Annotated in this window: 10 protein-coding genes; 6 read left to right on the top strand and 4 right to left on the bottom strand. The window is 64.3% G+C overall.

The genetic code is table 11. The features are described from left to right. Positions 1–47 precede the first annotated feature (47 nt). Both cysE and ACOCG7_RS18600 read right to left on the bottom strand, forming a co-directional pair. Positions 48–893: a serine O-acetyltransferase gene (gene cysE, locus ACOCG7_RS18605; RefSeq protein ID WP_244744324.1), complete on the bottom strand. Its 846-nt coding sequence runs from the start codon at positions 891–893 to the stop codon at positions 48–50. Positions 894–1,170: 277 nt separating this feature from the next. Then, positions 1,171–2,007: an RNA methyltransferase gene (locus ACOCG7_RS18600; RefSeq protein WP_244744326.1), complete on the bottom strand. Its 837-nt coding sequence runs from the start codon at positions 2,005–2,007 to the stop codon at positions 1,171–1,173. A gap of 398 nt (positions 2,008–2,405) precedes the next feature. Between ACOCG7_RS18600 and ACOCG7_RS18595 the strand changes: the two genes are divergently transcribed. The 4 genes from ACOCG7_RS18595 (at position 2,406) to ACOCG7_RS18580 (ending at position 8,965) form a co-directional block, all read left to right on the top strand. Further along, a complete protein-coding gene (locus ACOCG7_RS18595; protein ID WP_073427610.1) occupies positions 2,406–3,209 on the top strand; it encodes an inositol monophosphatase family protein in 804 nt (267 codons plus the stop codon). 241 nt (positions 3,210–3,450) lie between these two features. Next, the gene (lplT, locus tag ACOCG7_RS18590; protein ID WP_073427704.1) at positions 3,451–4,749 is read left to right on the top strand and encodes a lysophospholipid transporter LplT; all 1,299 of its coding nucleotides are present in this window, start codon (positions 3,451–3,453) and stop codon (positions 4,747–4,749) included. A gap of 165 nt (positions 4,750–4,914) precedes the next feature. Beyond that, positions 4,915–7,602, top strand: a complete 2,688-nt coding sequence (gene mutS, locus ACOCG7_RS18585; RefSeq protein WP_073427609.1) for a DNA mismatch repair protein MutS — start codon at positions 4,915–4,917, stop codon at positions 7,600–7,602. Next, a complete protein-coding gene (locus tag ACOCG7_RS18580) occupies positions 7,589–8,965 on the top strand; it encodes a hypothetical protein (protein WP_176035724.1) in 1,377 nt (458 codons plus the stop codon). The genes mutS and ACOCG7_RS18580 overlap by 14 nt, the downstream gene beginning before the upstream one ends. Here ACOCG7_RS18580 and ACOCG7_RS18575 read toward each other — a convergent pair. Further along, entirely contained in the window at positions 8,945–9,487 is a 543-nt protein-coding gene (locus ACOCG7_RS18575) for an FKBP-type peptidyl-prolyl cis-trans isomerase (protein ID WP_073427607.1), read from the bottom strand. The two genes, ACOCG7_RS18580 and ACOCG7_RS18575, sit on opposite strands and share 21 nt — an antisense overlap. Positions 9,488–9,519: 32 nt before the next feature. Between ACOCG7_RS18575 and ACOCG7_RS18570 the strand changes: the two genes are divergently transcribed. Together ACOCG7_RS18570 and ACOCG7_RS18565 are read left to right on the top strand one after the other, a co-directional pair. Beyond that, the gene (locus ACOCG7_RS18570) at positions 9,520–10,770 is read left to right on the top strand and encodes a cupin domain-containing protein (RefSeq protein WP_073427606.1); all 1,251 of its coding nucleotides are present in this window, start codon (positions 9,520–9,522) and stop codon (positions 10,768–10,770) included. A 232-nt stretch (positions 10,771–11,002) separates the two neighbouring features. Continuing rightward, on the top strand, positions 11,003–11,263 hold the full coding sequence (locus tag ACOCG7_RS18565) for a hypothetical protein (protein WP_073427605.1): 261 nt from the start codon (positions 11,003–11,005) through the stop codon (positions 11,261–11,263). Positions 11,264–11,417: 154 nt separating this feature from the next. Here the strand turns inward: ACOCG7_RS18565 and ACOCG7_RS18560 are convergent, their stop codons facing one another. Then, positions 11,418–13,694, bottom strand: coding sequence for an ATP-dependent DNA helicase (locus ACOCG7_RS18560; RefSeq protein ID WP_073427604.1), 2,277 nt, complete (start codon positions 13,692–13,694; stop codon positions 11,418–11,420). Positions 13,695–13,751: the final 57 nt, after the last annotated feature.

Below are 13,751 nucleotides of genomic sequence, written 5' to 3'. Positions count from 1 at the left end.
CCCGTGCGCACGTGCGGTTCGTTGATTCGCACCGCGGGCGCCCACCCTCAGCGCTCCGCTGCCACCCCTTCCTCCTTTCCTGCAATCGCGGCCGACAGGCGCCGCAGATCGAGCAGCGCCGCATCGGCGCCTTGCAGTCCTTCGAGACTCGTGCCCAGCCGCTCCAGCGCGTCGACGATTTCATCGATGCGCTTCGCCTGCGTCGCGGCGTGATCGATCAGGCCGTGAATCGCGAGCGACACCGGGTCGTCGGCATTCGGCGTGATGCCGTACGCGCAGAACGCGCTGCTTTGCGTCGCGTGTTTTGCGTTGCGGGCCGCACCGTTGGATCCAGTATCGGACGCGGCGCAATCCGCCGCCGAAGCGACGGCTGCCGCCGCCGGAACGATGATCCGCGCGGGATTGCCCACCGCCGTGCCGCGCGCCGGCACGGGCTTCGTGACCACCGCGTTCGAACCGATCTTGGCCTCCTCACCGATCGTGAAGCCGCCCAGCACCTTCGCCCCCGCCCCGACGATCACGCCGCGCTCGAGCGTGGGATGCCGTTTCGCGCCGCGCGTGAGCGACGTGCCGCCGAGCGTGACGCCCTGGTAGATCGTGCAGTCGTCGCCGATCTGGGCGGTCTCGCCGATCACCACGCCCATGCCGTGATCGATGAACACGCGCCGGCCAACGGTCGCGCCCGGATGAATTTCGATGCCCGTCATGAAGCGCGCCATCTGCGAGACGAAGCGCGCGAGCCAGCGCCGCCGCGCCCGCCAGCATGCATGCGCGAGCCGGTGCAATACGAGTGCGTGCAGGCCCGGATAACACGTCAGGACTTCCCAGGCGCTGCGGGCGGCGGGATCGCGCTCGCGGATCGTGGCGATGTCTTCGTGAAGTCTCTTGAACATGGCAGGGACGGTATTGGGGGGGACCATAAACCTCCGGCGCGGCGAAGCCACGCGCGGCGGGGCGGTGCTGCATAGCAGATCCGCAGCTTTGCTTAGAACGTTTCGAGCGATTGTAGGGCGATTGCGCGAAACCTGCCGGAAGTCCACGCTGCCGGCAAGGTCGGCGTTTGGAGAACGGCCAAGGTGGCGGGACGAGTCGACGTCGAATTCGCGGCACGCGATTCGCGCTTCACGTTGCGTTATCGGGAAGCCGTCCGCGCCTCGCGCTTATGCGTCCTTACGCGCCGTCGCCGCCGGGACGTTTGGTCTTCAACAGAATGTGCTTGGCGATGCCGCGCACGATATTGACTTCCTCACGCTCCAACCCGGAACGCGCGAAGAGGCGGCGCAAGCGCGACATCAGTTTCTTCGGATTGGCGGGATCGAGAAAGTCGAGCGCAACCAGCGCGCTTTCCAGATGCGTGAACATGCTTTCGATTTCGTCGCTCGCCGCCCGCGGGCCGACCGGCTCGCCCTGCCCCGCAGCCGTTAGTGCCACTGCGGACGCCGCGCTCGATGCTTCATCCGCGGACAGATAGGCCGTGCGCAATTCATACGCCAGCACCTGCACGGCTTGCGCGAGATTGAGCGAACTGTAGGCCGGATTGGCCGGGATATGCGCGAGCGCGCTGCAACGCTCCACGTCCTCGTTCGACAGACCCGTGCGCTCGTTGCCGAACACCAGCGCGATCTCGCCATGCCCCGCCTGTTCGCGCGCGACACCGGCCGCGGCGCGCGGCGTCCATTGGGGCGGTCCGTATTCGCGCAGCCGCGCGGTCAGCGCGACCGACCAATGCACGCCGCTCAAGGCTTCGGCGAGCGTCGGCACGACATGCGCGGACGCCAGCACGTCGTCGGCGCCGCTCGCCATCGCGATGGCTTCCGGATCGCTTTGCACGTGCGCAACGCGCGGCGACACCAGCACGAGACGCGAGAACCCCATGGTTTTCAGCGCGCGCGCCGCCGCGCCGACATTGCCCGGATGGCTCGGCTCGACGAGCACGAAGCGCGTCGAGGTGAAGCCGCCGCGCAACTCGGCCACGGCGGGATCGGAAGAATAGTGGGTGTGGTCCACGGTGGCGTTCTGCAAGCTAAAGAACGCGTATGGTAGCGCCAACCCCGCTGCGGCTCCGAATTGCGCGTGGATGCGGATGAATCGAAGGCACGGCTTGCGCAAGGACGCCGCGCGAATTTGCGCGTTCCGGGCCGCGCGGCGCATTTCCGACGACACCCCATGCAAAGCGCACCGCCTCGACGCCCGGACTCAGGTAAAATAGCGCGATTCGCGTCCGGCCATGCATGGGCGCCTCGTTCTTATTCAATTCGTCTCCGTCGGCGGAATGCGCACCGGGTCCTGTATCGGGCGGGCGTTCCGTGTTGTTTCAGCGCCTCTCGGTGGCGCCCAATCAGCGCACGCTTAGCGCTCAATTTCCGGCAAGCAGCCGCGCTGCCCCGGCACAAGGATCCAGTCTCATGCATCCCATGCTCAATATCGCTGTGAAGGCCGCGCGCCGCGCAGCCCAGATCATCAACCGCGCATCGCTCGATCTCGATCTCATCCAGGTCAGCAAGAAACAGCACAACGATTTCGTCACGGAGATCGACAAAGCGTCCGAAGCGGCGATCATCGACACGCTCAAGACCGCCTACCCCGAGCACGCGATCCTCGCGGAAGAATCCGGCAAGTCGGACAACGAATCCGAATTTCAGTGGATCATCGATCCGCTCGACGGCACCACCAATTTCATCCACGGTTTTCCGTATTACTGCGTGTCGATCGCGCTCGCCCACAAGGGCATCGTGACCCAGGCGGTGATCTACGATCCGACCCGCAACGATCTGTTCACCGCCTCGCGCGGCCGCGGCGCGTTCCTGAACGACCGCCGCATCCGCGTGGGCAAGCGCGACCGGCTGGCCGACGGCCTGATCGGCACGGGCTTCCCGTTCCGCGAAACGGATGGCCTTGAAGCGTATGGCCGCCAGTTCGCCGAAATGACCACGGCTTGCGCCGGCCTGCGCCGTCCGGGCGCCGCCGCGCTCGATCTCGCCAATGTCGCGGCCGGCCGCATGGACGGCTTCTTCGAGCAAGGCCTGAATGCGTGGGACGTCGCCGCGGGCAGCCTGCTGATCACGGAAGCCGGCGGTCTGGTCGGCAACTACACGGGCGATTCGAACTTCCTGCACGTCGGCGAAATCGTCGCGGGCAACCCGAAGATCTATGCGCAGATGGTCCCGATCCTGTCGCGCTACAGCCGCACGCGCCAACAACCGGCTTAAGGCGTCTTGCCGAGCCGGCTGTCAAGGCCGGCTCGTGCCGTTCAGTCAAGGTTTCTGGAACGCGACGCACCTGAACACACAAGCGGCTTCGGCCGCTTTTGTGTTTGCGAGCCTGCATGCCGCACGCGTTCGTGCTACAAAGCGGGAAGCCGCGCCGGCCCGTCCGCTTGCCGGCTGCGTTTCGCGCATCCTCACCGACCCCGCTTTGCGCCAGATTTGCGCGCAGCTTCCCATCCGCTTCATGAAAAAAGGCTTCTACACGATCATCGCGGCGCAGTTCATTTCGTCGCTCGCGGACAATGCCCTGTTGATCGCCGCCATCGCGTTGCTATCGGTGATTCGTTCGGCCGCCTGGGTCACGCCGCTGCTGCAGATATTCTTCACCGTCTCCTACGTGTTGCTCGCACCGTTCGTGGGCGCATTCGCCGACGCATTGCAAAAGCGGCACGTGATGTTCATCTCCAATGCGTTGAAAGCGAGCGGCTGCCTGATGATGATCGCGGGCGTCCACCCGATGATCGCGTACGGCGTGGTCGGCTTCGGCGCGGCCGCGTATTCGCCGGCCAAGTACGGCATTCTCACCGAACTGCTGCCCGCGGAAAAACTCGTCAAGGCGAACGCGTGGCTCGAATCGGCCACCGTGCTGTCGACCATCGTCGGCACGATGGTGGGCGGCGCACTGATTAGCAGCTTCGCCGATAAATTCGTCGCGCACGCGCATCTGCCGCTGATCCGCTCCTCCGCCGATCTGGCGATGTTCGCGGTGATGATCACCTATGCGATCGCGGCGGCCATCAACGTCTTCATTCCCGATACCGGCGCGCGCTATCCGAACCGCCTCGCCGAGCCGGGCAAGCTGGTCAGCGACTTCCATCACTGCTTTCACGTGCTGTGGGCCGACAAGCTCGCGCAGATCGCGCTGTGGGTCACGACGCTGATGTGGGGCGGCGCGGTGACGCTGCAGTTGCTGGTGCTCAAATGGGCCAACGTGAACCTGGGGCTGTCGCTGTCGAAGGCCGCGGTGATGCAGGGCGTCACGGGGCTCGGCATCGCGCTCGGCGCGGCCGCCGCGGCCGCCTTCATTCCGTTGCGCGGTTCGTTGCGCGTGCTGCCGGTCGGCATTCTGACCGGCGCGGTGGCGATCGCGATGGCGTTCTACAACAAGGACCTGTTTCCCGCCGGCGCGGGCATTCACATCGGCTCGTACGTCGCACCGGTCTATATCCTGCTTGCCTATCCGTTGATGATCCTGCTCGGCGCGCTATCCGGTTTTTTCATCGTGCCGATGAACGCGATTCTTCAGCATCGCGGCGCGACGTTGCTTTCCGCCGGACATTCGATCGCGGTGCAGAATTTCAACCAGAACCTGGCCGTGCTGCTGATGCTCGGCGTGTACGCGTTGCTGCTCACCGCGAAAATGCCGGCGCAATGGATCATTGTCGTGTTCGGCTGCTTCATCACGCTGATGATGTGGCTGGCCAAACGGCGCAGCGCGACGAACGAACGCACGGTGGATATGCGCGCGCTGGTGGAAGAGTGACAGAGTGACGGCGTCGCGGCGAGCGGCGACCACAGCCCGGTGCACGCGGCGATTGTCGCGTCGGCCTGCGGTCTGCCCAGCCGATCGGCCGTTCGGCCAGGGTCCGCTCGCGGCGTCGGCAGGTTAAACTCACGCCCTGAACAGCTAACGCAAAAGACACTTGGGATGGGTATTCAAACCGCAGCAGCCAACGACGTCGCCCAGCACACGCCGATGATGCAGCAGTACCTGCGCATCAAGGCGGAGCATCCGGGCACGCTGGTGTTCTACCGGATGGGCGACTTCTACGAACTCTTTTTCGAAGACGCGGAAAAAGCCGCGCGTCTGCTCGATCTCACGCTCACGCAGCGCGGCGCGTCGGCGGGCAATCCGATCAAGATGGCGGGCGTGCCGCATCACGCGGTCGAACAGTATCTGGCCAAGCTCGTGAAGCTCGGCGAATCCGTCGCCATTTGCGAACAGATCGGCGACCCGGCTACGTCGAAAGGTCCGGTCGAGCGCAAAGTGGTGCGCGTGGTCACGCCCGGCACGCTGACGGACGCCGCGCTGCTGTCCGATAAGAGCGATGTGTACCTGATGGCGCTGTGCGTCGCGCACAATCGCCGCGGCGTCGCCACAAGCGTCGGACTCGCGTGGCTGAATCTGGCGAGCGGCGCGTTGCGCCTCGCGGAAGTCGCGCCCGACCAGGTCGCGGCCGCGCTCGAGCGGATTCGTCCAGCGGAAATCCTGGTGGCCGACACGCCCTCCGATTCGGTTAGCTGGGCGCCGCCCGTCAATGCGGGCGCCCTCACCCGCGTACCGGCCTGGCACTTCGACATCGCGTCCGGCACGCAGCGTCTGTGCGACCAGTTGGAAGTGGCGGGCCTCGACGGTTTCGGCGCTCATTCGCTGACCTGCGCATGCGGCGCGGCGGGCGCGCTGCTGTTGTACGCGGCGGCCACCCAAGGCCAGCAATTGCGCCACGTGCGCAGCCTCAAGGTCGAATACGAATCCGAGTACATCGGCCTCGATCTCGCCACGCGCCGCAACCTGGAACTCACCGAAACACTGCGCGGCACGGAATCGCCCACGCTGTGTTCGCTTCTCGATACGTGCTGCACGACCATGGGCAGTCGCCTGCTGCGTCACTGGCTGCATCATCCGCCGCGCGAATCCGCCGTGGCGCAGGCGCGTCAGCAGGCAATCGGCGCATTGCTCGAGGCGCCGCCGGGTACGGACGTCGATTCGCTGCGCGGCGCGTTGCGGCAGATTTCCGACATCGAGCGGATTACCGGGCGTCTCGCGCTGCTGTCGGCGCGGCCGCGCGATCTGTCGAGTCTGCGCGACACATTCATCGCGTTGCCCGAGTTGCGCACGCAACTCGCGGCCGTTTCGTCCAATGCGGATTCGCTCGCGCGCATCGACGCGTCGCTCGTGCCGCCACAAGCGTGCGTCGAACTGCTTCAGCGCGCGGTAGCGCAGGAGCCGTCCGCGATGGTGCGCGACGGCGGCGTGATCGCGCGCGGCTACGACGCGGAACTGGATGAACTCAGGGATATTTCAGAAAACTGCGGCCAATTCCTGATCGACCTGGAAACGCGCGAGCGGGCGCGCACCGGTATCGGCAATTTGCGCGTCGAGTACAACAAGGTGCACGGCTTCTATATCGAAGTCACGCGCGGCCAGACCGACAAGGTGCCCGACGATTATCGCCGCCGTCAGACGCTGAAGAACGCCGAGCGCTACATCACGCCGGAGCTGAAAACCTTCGAGGACAAAGCGCTGTCCGCGCAGGAACGGGCGCTGGCCCGCGAGCGTTCGCTTTACGACGCGTTGCTGCAAGCGCTGCTGCCCTTCATCCCCGACTGTCAGCGCGTCGCCGCGGCGCTCGCCGAACTCGATCTGCTGGCGGCGTTCGCCGAACGCGCTCGCGCGCTCGACTGGGTCGCGCCGACGTTCTCGCGGGACGCCGGCATCGACATCGAACAGGGCCGCCATCCGGTAGTCGAAGCGCAGGTCGAGCAGTTCATCGCCAACGACTGCACCCTCACGCCCGAACGCAAGTTACTGCTGATCACTGGCCCGAACATGGGCGGTAAATCAACCTTCATGCGGCAGACCGCGCTGATCGCCCTGCTCGCGTACGTCGGCAGCTACGTGCCGGCGCGGCGCGCGGCATTCGGACCGATCGACCGCATCTTCACGCGAATCGGCGCGGCCGACGATCTGGCCGGCGGCCGCTCGACCTTCATGGTCGAGATGACGGAAGCCGCCGCGATCCTGAACGACGCGACACCGCAAAGCCTCGTGCTGATGGACGAAATCGGCCGCGGCACGTCGACGTTCGACGGCCTCGCGCTCGCCTGGGCCATCGCCCGGCATCTGCTCGCGCACAACAATTGCCATACGCTGTTCGCCACGCATTACTTCGAATTGACCCAGTTGCCCGCCGAGTTTCCGAGTGCGGCCAACGTCCACTTGTCGGCGGTCGAGCATGGCGCGCACGGCATCGTGTTCCTGCATGCGGTCAACGAAGGCCCGGCGAATCAGAGCTACGGTTTGCAGGTCGCGCAACTCGCCGGTGTGCCGAACGCGGTGATTCGCGCGGCGCGCAAGCACCTCGCGCATCTCGAACAGCAATCGGCGGCGCAACCCGCGCCGCAACTCGACCTGTTCGCCGCGCCGCCGATGCTGCTCGAAGATGCCGACGACGAACGCGATGCCAGGCCCGACGCGGCGAGCGCATCGCCTGCCGTACAAGCGCTTGTCGAGCGTTTGCGCGCAATCGATCCGAACGACCTGCGCCCGCGCGAAGCGCTCGATCTGCTATACGAACTGCATGAACTGGCCGCCGCGCCGGATGCGGATCATTGACGCACGGAGCCACCGGCCGCGCCCGCGCGAATCCCGCGCGGCGCTGAGTCTCGTCCTCTCGCTCATGGGCGGCCTCGTAGCGCCGGCCGCGCTGCGCGCACTTTTGGTGCTCTGCGCGCCGTTCGCGTTCGCCGCGCCCGCGCATGCCGAAGCGCCACGCTATTCGTTCGCGGTCATCGCGGGCACGATGCAAAGCGCGGCCGACGAAGCGCCCACGCAACGCCTGATCGATGCAATCGGTCGCGAGCGCGACGTGTCGTTCATCGTCTACGACGGCAATCTGAAGGGCGCGAAGGAAGCCTGTCGCGATGCGTTGTATGAGCGTCGCCACGCGCTGCTCGAAACGTCACGGCCCGCCCTCTTCTTCATTCCGGGTCAACATGACTGGGCCGACTGCGGGTCCGCCGAAGCCGGCGGCTTCGATCCGGTGGAACGGCTCGACCAGTTGCGTCAAACGCTCTTCTCCGACGCCACCTCGATGGGCCAGAATCCGATTGCGCTGACGCGCGAAAGTGAAGTGTCACGCTTTCGTCCGTATCGCGAGAACGTGCGCTGGCAAGTGGGCGGTACGGTGTTCGTCGGCCTGAATGTGCCGAGTCCAAACAATCATTATCTGACCGCGGGCGGGCGCAACGGCGAATTCGAAGATCGCGTGATCGCCAATGCGTTCTGGCTCGAGCACGCCGGGGAATTCGCAAAGCGCCGCGACGCACGCGCGATCGTCGTGTTCATCCAAGGCGACCCGGACCCTGAACGTTATGAACGGCCCGATCGTTTCGCGTGGCTGCGTTTTACGCGCAACGTGCGCCGCGACGGTTTTCTGGAATTCAAACGCAGCCTCGTCAAACTCGCACAGATTTTCCGCGGACCAGTGCTCGTGATTCATTGCGACGACGAGCGCGCGGGCGCCGGCTTCGTGATCGATCAGCCGCTACGCAACGACAAGGGGATGCTGGTGACGAACCTCACGCGTGTGGCGCTCGCGCCGCATGATCGTCAAAACCAGTGGATTCAGATTGAAGCGGATCTCGGCAGGAAACCGCCGTTCCGCGTGAGCGTTCGCGACGTGCCGAGGCAAATGCCGATGCCCGCTGCGCAGCCGGTCATGCCGCGCGACGAGCCGGCGGCCTCGATGCCGGCTGTGCCCGCGCTCGGTCCAGCCTCGGAATTGCCGCCGCTCTTTCAGACGCCGGGGCAGCCTCAACCGGACCCGCAGTCACGCATGCCGGACAACGAGGGAATCGGCGAATACGGGCCTGCCATGTCGGCACCGCCCGCCTCCGCCGTCTTGCCGCACGCGCCGGGCGCCGCCTCTTCGGGCATGCCCGGCATGCCGGCGAGTTCAGTGCAGCGTGGGCCCTGACTTGCCTTCGTCGGCTTCGTCGTCGTCTTCATCGAGGACTTCGAGGCCGTCGGCGCCATGCGCATGCTCGTGCTGGATTTCGTCTTCGGTAGCCGGACGCACGTCCTTCACCGTGAGTGCGAAACGCAGCGCCATGCCCGCGAGCGGATGATTGCCATCGAGCACGACCTTGTCTTCCGCGACGTCGGTCACGACATAGACCAGCGAATCGAGATCCTCGTCGCCCTCTTCCGGCGTGCCCTCGAATTGCATGCCGACTTCGAGCGGTTCCGGGAAGCGATTGCGCGGCTCGATCTTCACGAGATCCGGATCGTACTCACCGAATGCATCTTGCGGCTCGAGCTGGATCTGGGTCTCGAAGCCGGCCTCGTGGCCGTCGAGCTCTTCCTCGATCTTGGGGAACGTGCCATCATAGCCGCCGTGCAGATAGACCATCGGCTCGTCGCTTTCTTCGATCAGGTTGCCCTGCGCATCCGACAGCTTGTAAGCGACCGACACGACGGTGTTCTTTGCGATTTTCATTCGACTCTCCAGAATACAACTCACATTATACGATGCCCAAGCGGCCCACTGACCACCCTGCCGAAGCTGCTGCGGCACGCAATTCGTCATCGACTTCAAAGCCCGCGCTTCCTGTTCTTCCACCCTCGCCCGACACGCCCACGCCGCTACTCGGCAACCTGACTCCGTCGCAATTCATGCGCCGGTACTGGCAAAAAAAGCCTTTCCTGATCCGCCAGGCGATTCCGAACGTCGAGGCGCCGCTCTCGCGCGAGGAGTTTTTCGAACTGGCGGATCGCGACGAAGCCGAAGCGCGGCTAATCACCCACTTTCGCAACAAATGGCAGTTGGAACACGGACCGTTCGCGGCCGACGAACTGCCGTCGGTGAAGCAGCGTGCATGGACGCTCCTCGTGCAAGGCGTCAATCTTTACGACGACCGCGCACGCGCGTTGCTTGATCGCTTTCGCTTCGTGCCGGACGCGCGTCTCGACGACCTGATGATTTCGTACGCGACCGACGGCGGCGGCGTGGGCCCGCACTTCGATTCCTACGATGTGTTTCTTTTGCAAGTAAAAGGCAAGCGTCGCTGGCGTATTGGAGCGCAGAAAGATCTGACACTGCAGCCCGGTTTGCCCTTGAAGGTTTTACAGAACTTCCAACCGGAAGAGGAGTGGCTGCTCGAGCCAGGCGACATGTTGTATTTGCCGCCGCACATCGCTCATGACGGCGTTGCCGAAGGCGAATGCATGACGTGTTCGATCGGTTTTCGCGCACCTTCGGCGAGCGAGTTGACCGCGCAGTTCCTCTATCATCTCGCCGAGCGCGGCGAATCAACGGGCTACGCGGGAGCGCTATATCGCGATCCGGGCCAGCCCGCTGTCGACCGTCCCGCGGCGTTGCCCCAAGCGCTGATCGAAAGGGTTGGCGCGATCCTTGCGCGCATCAAATGGAATGAGCAGGACATCGCGTCGTTCCTGGGTACATATCTCAGTGAACCGAAGCCGAGTGTGGTCTTTGATCCCCCACAAAGACCGCTCAATGAAGCACGTTTCGTCGCTCAGGCATCGAAGTTAGGTGTCAGGCTGGACCGCAAGACTAATTTGTTGTACAACCGCCGTTTTTTCTTCGTAAATGGAGAGGAAACGGCATTCGATGGCGCAAAAAAATGGCTGTTTGACCTCGCTGACCACCGGTGTCTGAGTGCGAAACGCTTTGTAACACTCTCGCACGATTCGTCGGTGACAGCACTGCTACACGAGTGGTATTGTGCGGGCTGGATACAAGTGGGCGAGTTTGCGTAACTCCGCCGGCCTGCTATACCGTACAGTAGAAATTTTGTATGAGAAAGACAACGTATTGACCCCGGATTTATGGATTGTCAGTACGAAAGTGCATATAATTTCCGCCCAAGCCGTAGGGAAGATTCCAGCTCGTGAAAAGAGCGTCTCCACCAGCGGCCCAGGTCGGTGTTGGAGCACATTACCGGTATTATTTTGCGCTGTTGCTTACCTTTAACCATAAAAGGACGTGATCATGAAGAAATCCCTCCTCGTAGCATCCCTGTTGGCAGCCGTGGCACTGGCTGCATGCAACAAGAGCAACGACCAAGCCGCTGCCCCGGCTAGCGACGCAGCTGCTGCTTCGGCACCGGCTGCTGCTGCTTCGGACGCCGCTACTGCTGCTTCGGGTGCGGCTGCTGCTGCGAGCGATGCTGCTGCTTCGGCTACGACCGCTGCTTCGGATGCAGGCGCTGCTGCTTCGGCTGCTGCTCCGGCTTCGGGCGCAAGCCAGTAAGCTGTCGCGTAGGGTTCGCCTCTGGGCGAAAGCCGCATCGGGAGATCGTCGCGATTTCCCGGGCGGTAAAGCAAAACGCCACGGATTCACATCCGTGGCGTTTTGTCATTTGAGCGCTGTTTTTTACAGCGGTATTCGCTCAATGCCGAAAGGCTTATCGATCGCGCGCCGCGTTATCTTCATTCTCTTCGAAAAACTCGCGCACCACTTCGATCTCCCGCGTGCGTTTGAATGGCGGCAAGCTCTGCCATATGCGGCGCCCATACGGTTTGTCGACGAGGCGCGTGTCGCAGATCATCAGCACGCCGCGATCGGTCTCAGCGCGAATCAGACGGCCCGCGCCCTGCTTTAGCGTGATCACGGCCTGCGGCAGTTGATGGACGGCGAATGGGCTCAAGCCCTTCTTGGTGAGCGCATCGAGACGCGCGGACAAAACGGGATCGTCAGGCGGCGCGAACGGGAGTTTGTCGATCACCACCAGCGATAGCGCATCGCCTCGCACGTCCACGCCTTCCCAGAAACTTTGGCTGCCCACCAGAATCGCATTGCCGTATGCCCGGAAGCGATCGAGCAACTCGGTGCGGCTCGCGTCGCCCTGCACGAGAAGCGGGTTGTTCCAGCCGCGCGCTTCAATCGTGTCGCGCAACTTCGCCGAGATGCGGTCCACCGCGCGCAGCGTCGTGCATAGCACGAATACGCCGCCGCCCGATGCTTCGATCGCGGGCAACGCGGCGTCGAACACGGCGTCGGTGAACATCGGCGACGACGGCTGCGGCATATTGCGCGGCACATACAGGAGCCCTTGCGCCGGGTAATCGAAGGGACTGGGCAATGTCATCGAACGTTTCGCGTTCAGGCCCATCTGCGCAGCGTAGTGGGTGAAGTCGCCGCGCACCGACAACGTGGCCGATGTAAAGATCCACGCGCGCGGCACGCCGGCGCGCTGCTTCGCAAAAATCGGCGCGACGGACAGCGGTGTTTCATGCAACTGCACGGTATGAGCGAAGACTTCGATCCAGCGCACCTTTTCATTCGGGTCGGCGCGCCCGGTCTTGCCGTCCTCAGACGCGACGTCGGCGGCTTCGCGCTCGCTCGCGGTGGGCGGCGTGGTCCAGCCCGCGAGCACGCCTTGCAACTCGCGCGCCCGGCGCAAGCACGCGCCGATCGATTCAGCTCGCTCGGCCTGATTCGCCAACGCGGACGTCAAGGCGCCGAGTTCGGTGTCCAGCGTTTCGAGTGCGGGGAATAGCGGGTGATCGTCGGGCAACTGGCCGATCGACAAACGCACCGAGTCTTCCTTGAAGGCGAGCCGCACATCACGCGCGGCGCGCTCGAGCGTCGAGCCGAGCTTGACCCAGTCGACCGCTTCGCGCGCGTGGCCGAGGCCCTCGGCCACCGAATCGCGGGCGAGTTCGAGGAACTGCGCGGTGGAAAGCGTCTCGCCGAAAAACAGCGTGGCGGTTTCCGGCAATTGATGCGCTTCGTCGAAGATGACGGTGTTGGCCGTGGGCAGCAATTCAGCCATGCCGGTATCGCGCAACATGATGTCGGCGAAAAACAGATGGTGATTGACCACCACGATATCGGCCTGCTGCGCCTCGCGGCGCGCCTGCATCACAAAGCAATCCTTGTAGTGCGGGCACTCCTGGCCGAGACAGTTTTCGCGCGTGGAGGTGACCATCGACCACACCGCTGCCGTTTCGGGCACGCTCGCGAGTTCCGCCTTGTCGCCGGTGCGCGTGATCTTGGCGAAGCGCACGATGTCCTGCAAATACGAGGTCTCCTGGCGCGACGGCAAACGGCCGTTATCCGCGGTGCGCTGGAGATAGTAATGGCACAGGTAGTTCGCGCGCCCCTTGAGCATCGCCACCGACACCGGCACAGCGAGCGCGTCGCGCACCGTCGGAATGTCACGCTGGAAGAGCTGATCCTGCAAGTGCTTGGTGCCCGTGGAGACGATCACCTTGCCGCCCCACAGCATGGCCGGCACCAGATACGCATAGGTCTTGCCGGTGCCTGTGCCCGCCTCGACGATCAGCGTATTTTCGCTGCCGTCGAGTGCGTTCGATTCATCGCTTGCAGCGACCTCGGCCGCCGCATCGCCGGCTTGGGACTGCAGACGCCGCGCCGGACGCTTTTGCGCGTCGAACATCGCGGGCTCCGGCATTGCACGGCCCGAGGCTTCCATCGCGGCGGCGACGGCGCGCGACATTTCGATCTGCGAGGCACGCGAGCGATAGCCGTCGATCTGACGCGCCAGCAAGCCGTTCTCGGCGAAGATCTCGTCCAGTTCGGCGACGCGGCGCGGATTCAATGCGGCGCTCAATGCAGACGCGGCAGGACGCGCCGACGGCATGCCGACTTGCGGCGTGCCGCCGCCGGACGGATCGTCGTTCGTCGCACGGGATGAAGTTTCAAGCGGTGAATTCAAGGCAAGCGCTTCCTGCAAAGTCCGGCTCGCGCGGCGCGCGCCCGGCGCCTGCCAGGC

Origin of the sequence: Paraburkholderia sp. DD10, assembly GCF_049177125.1 — a bacterium.
Classification (GTDB): Bacteria; Pseudomonadota; Gammaproteobacteria; order Burkholderiales; family Burkholderiaceae; genus Paraburkholderia; species Paraburkholderia terricola.
The sequence above is the reverse complement of the archived record's forward strand: the minus strand, read 5'-3'. Positions and strand labels throughout refer to the sequence as shown.

What these genes read in the sequence shown, in the direction of transcription:
- lplT (WP_073427704.1), top strand. Translation starts at nt 3,451, where the DNA reads ATGAAAAAAGGCTTCTACACGATCATCGCGGCGCAGTTCATTTCGTCG.
- mutS (WP_073427609.1), top strand. Translation starts at nt 4,915, where the DNA reads ATGGGTATTCAAACCGCAGCAGCCAACGACGTCGCCCAGCACACGCCG.
- ACOCG7_RS18575 (WP_073427607.1), bottom strand. Translation starts at nt 9,487, where the DNA reads ATGAAAATCGCAAAGAACACCGTCGTGTCGGTCGCTTACAAGCTGTCG.
- ACOCG7_RS18595 (WP_073427610.1), top strand. Translation starts at nt 2,406, where the DNA reads ATGCATCCCATGCTCAATATCGCTGTGAAGGCCGCGCGCCGCGCAGCC.
- ACOCG7_RS18565 (WP_073427605.1), top strand. Translation starts at nt 11,003, where the DNA reads ATGAAGAAATCCCTCCTCGTAGCATCCCTGTTGGCAGCCGTGGCACTG.
- ACOCG7_RS18570 (WP_073427606.1), top strand. Translation starts at nt 9,520, where the DNA reads ATGCCCAAGCGGCCCACTGACCACCCTGCCGAAGCTGCTGCGGCACGC.
- ACOCG7_RS18580 (WP_176035724.1), top strand. Translation starts at nt 7,589, where the DNA reads ATGCGGATCATTGACGCACGGAGCCACCGGCCGCGCCCGCGCGAATCC.
- cysE (WP_244744324.1), bottom strand. Translation starts at nt 893, where the DNA reads ATGTTCAAGAGACTTCACGAAGACATCGCCACGATCCGCGAGCGCGAT.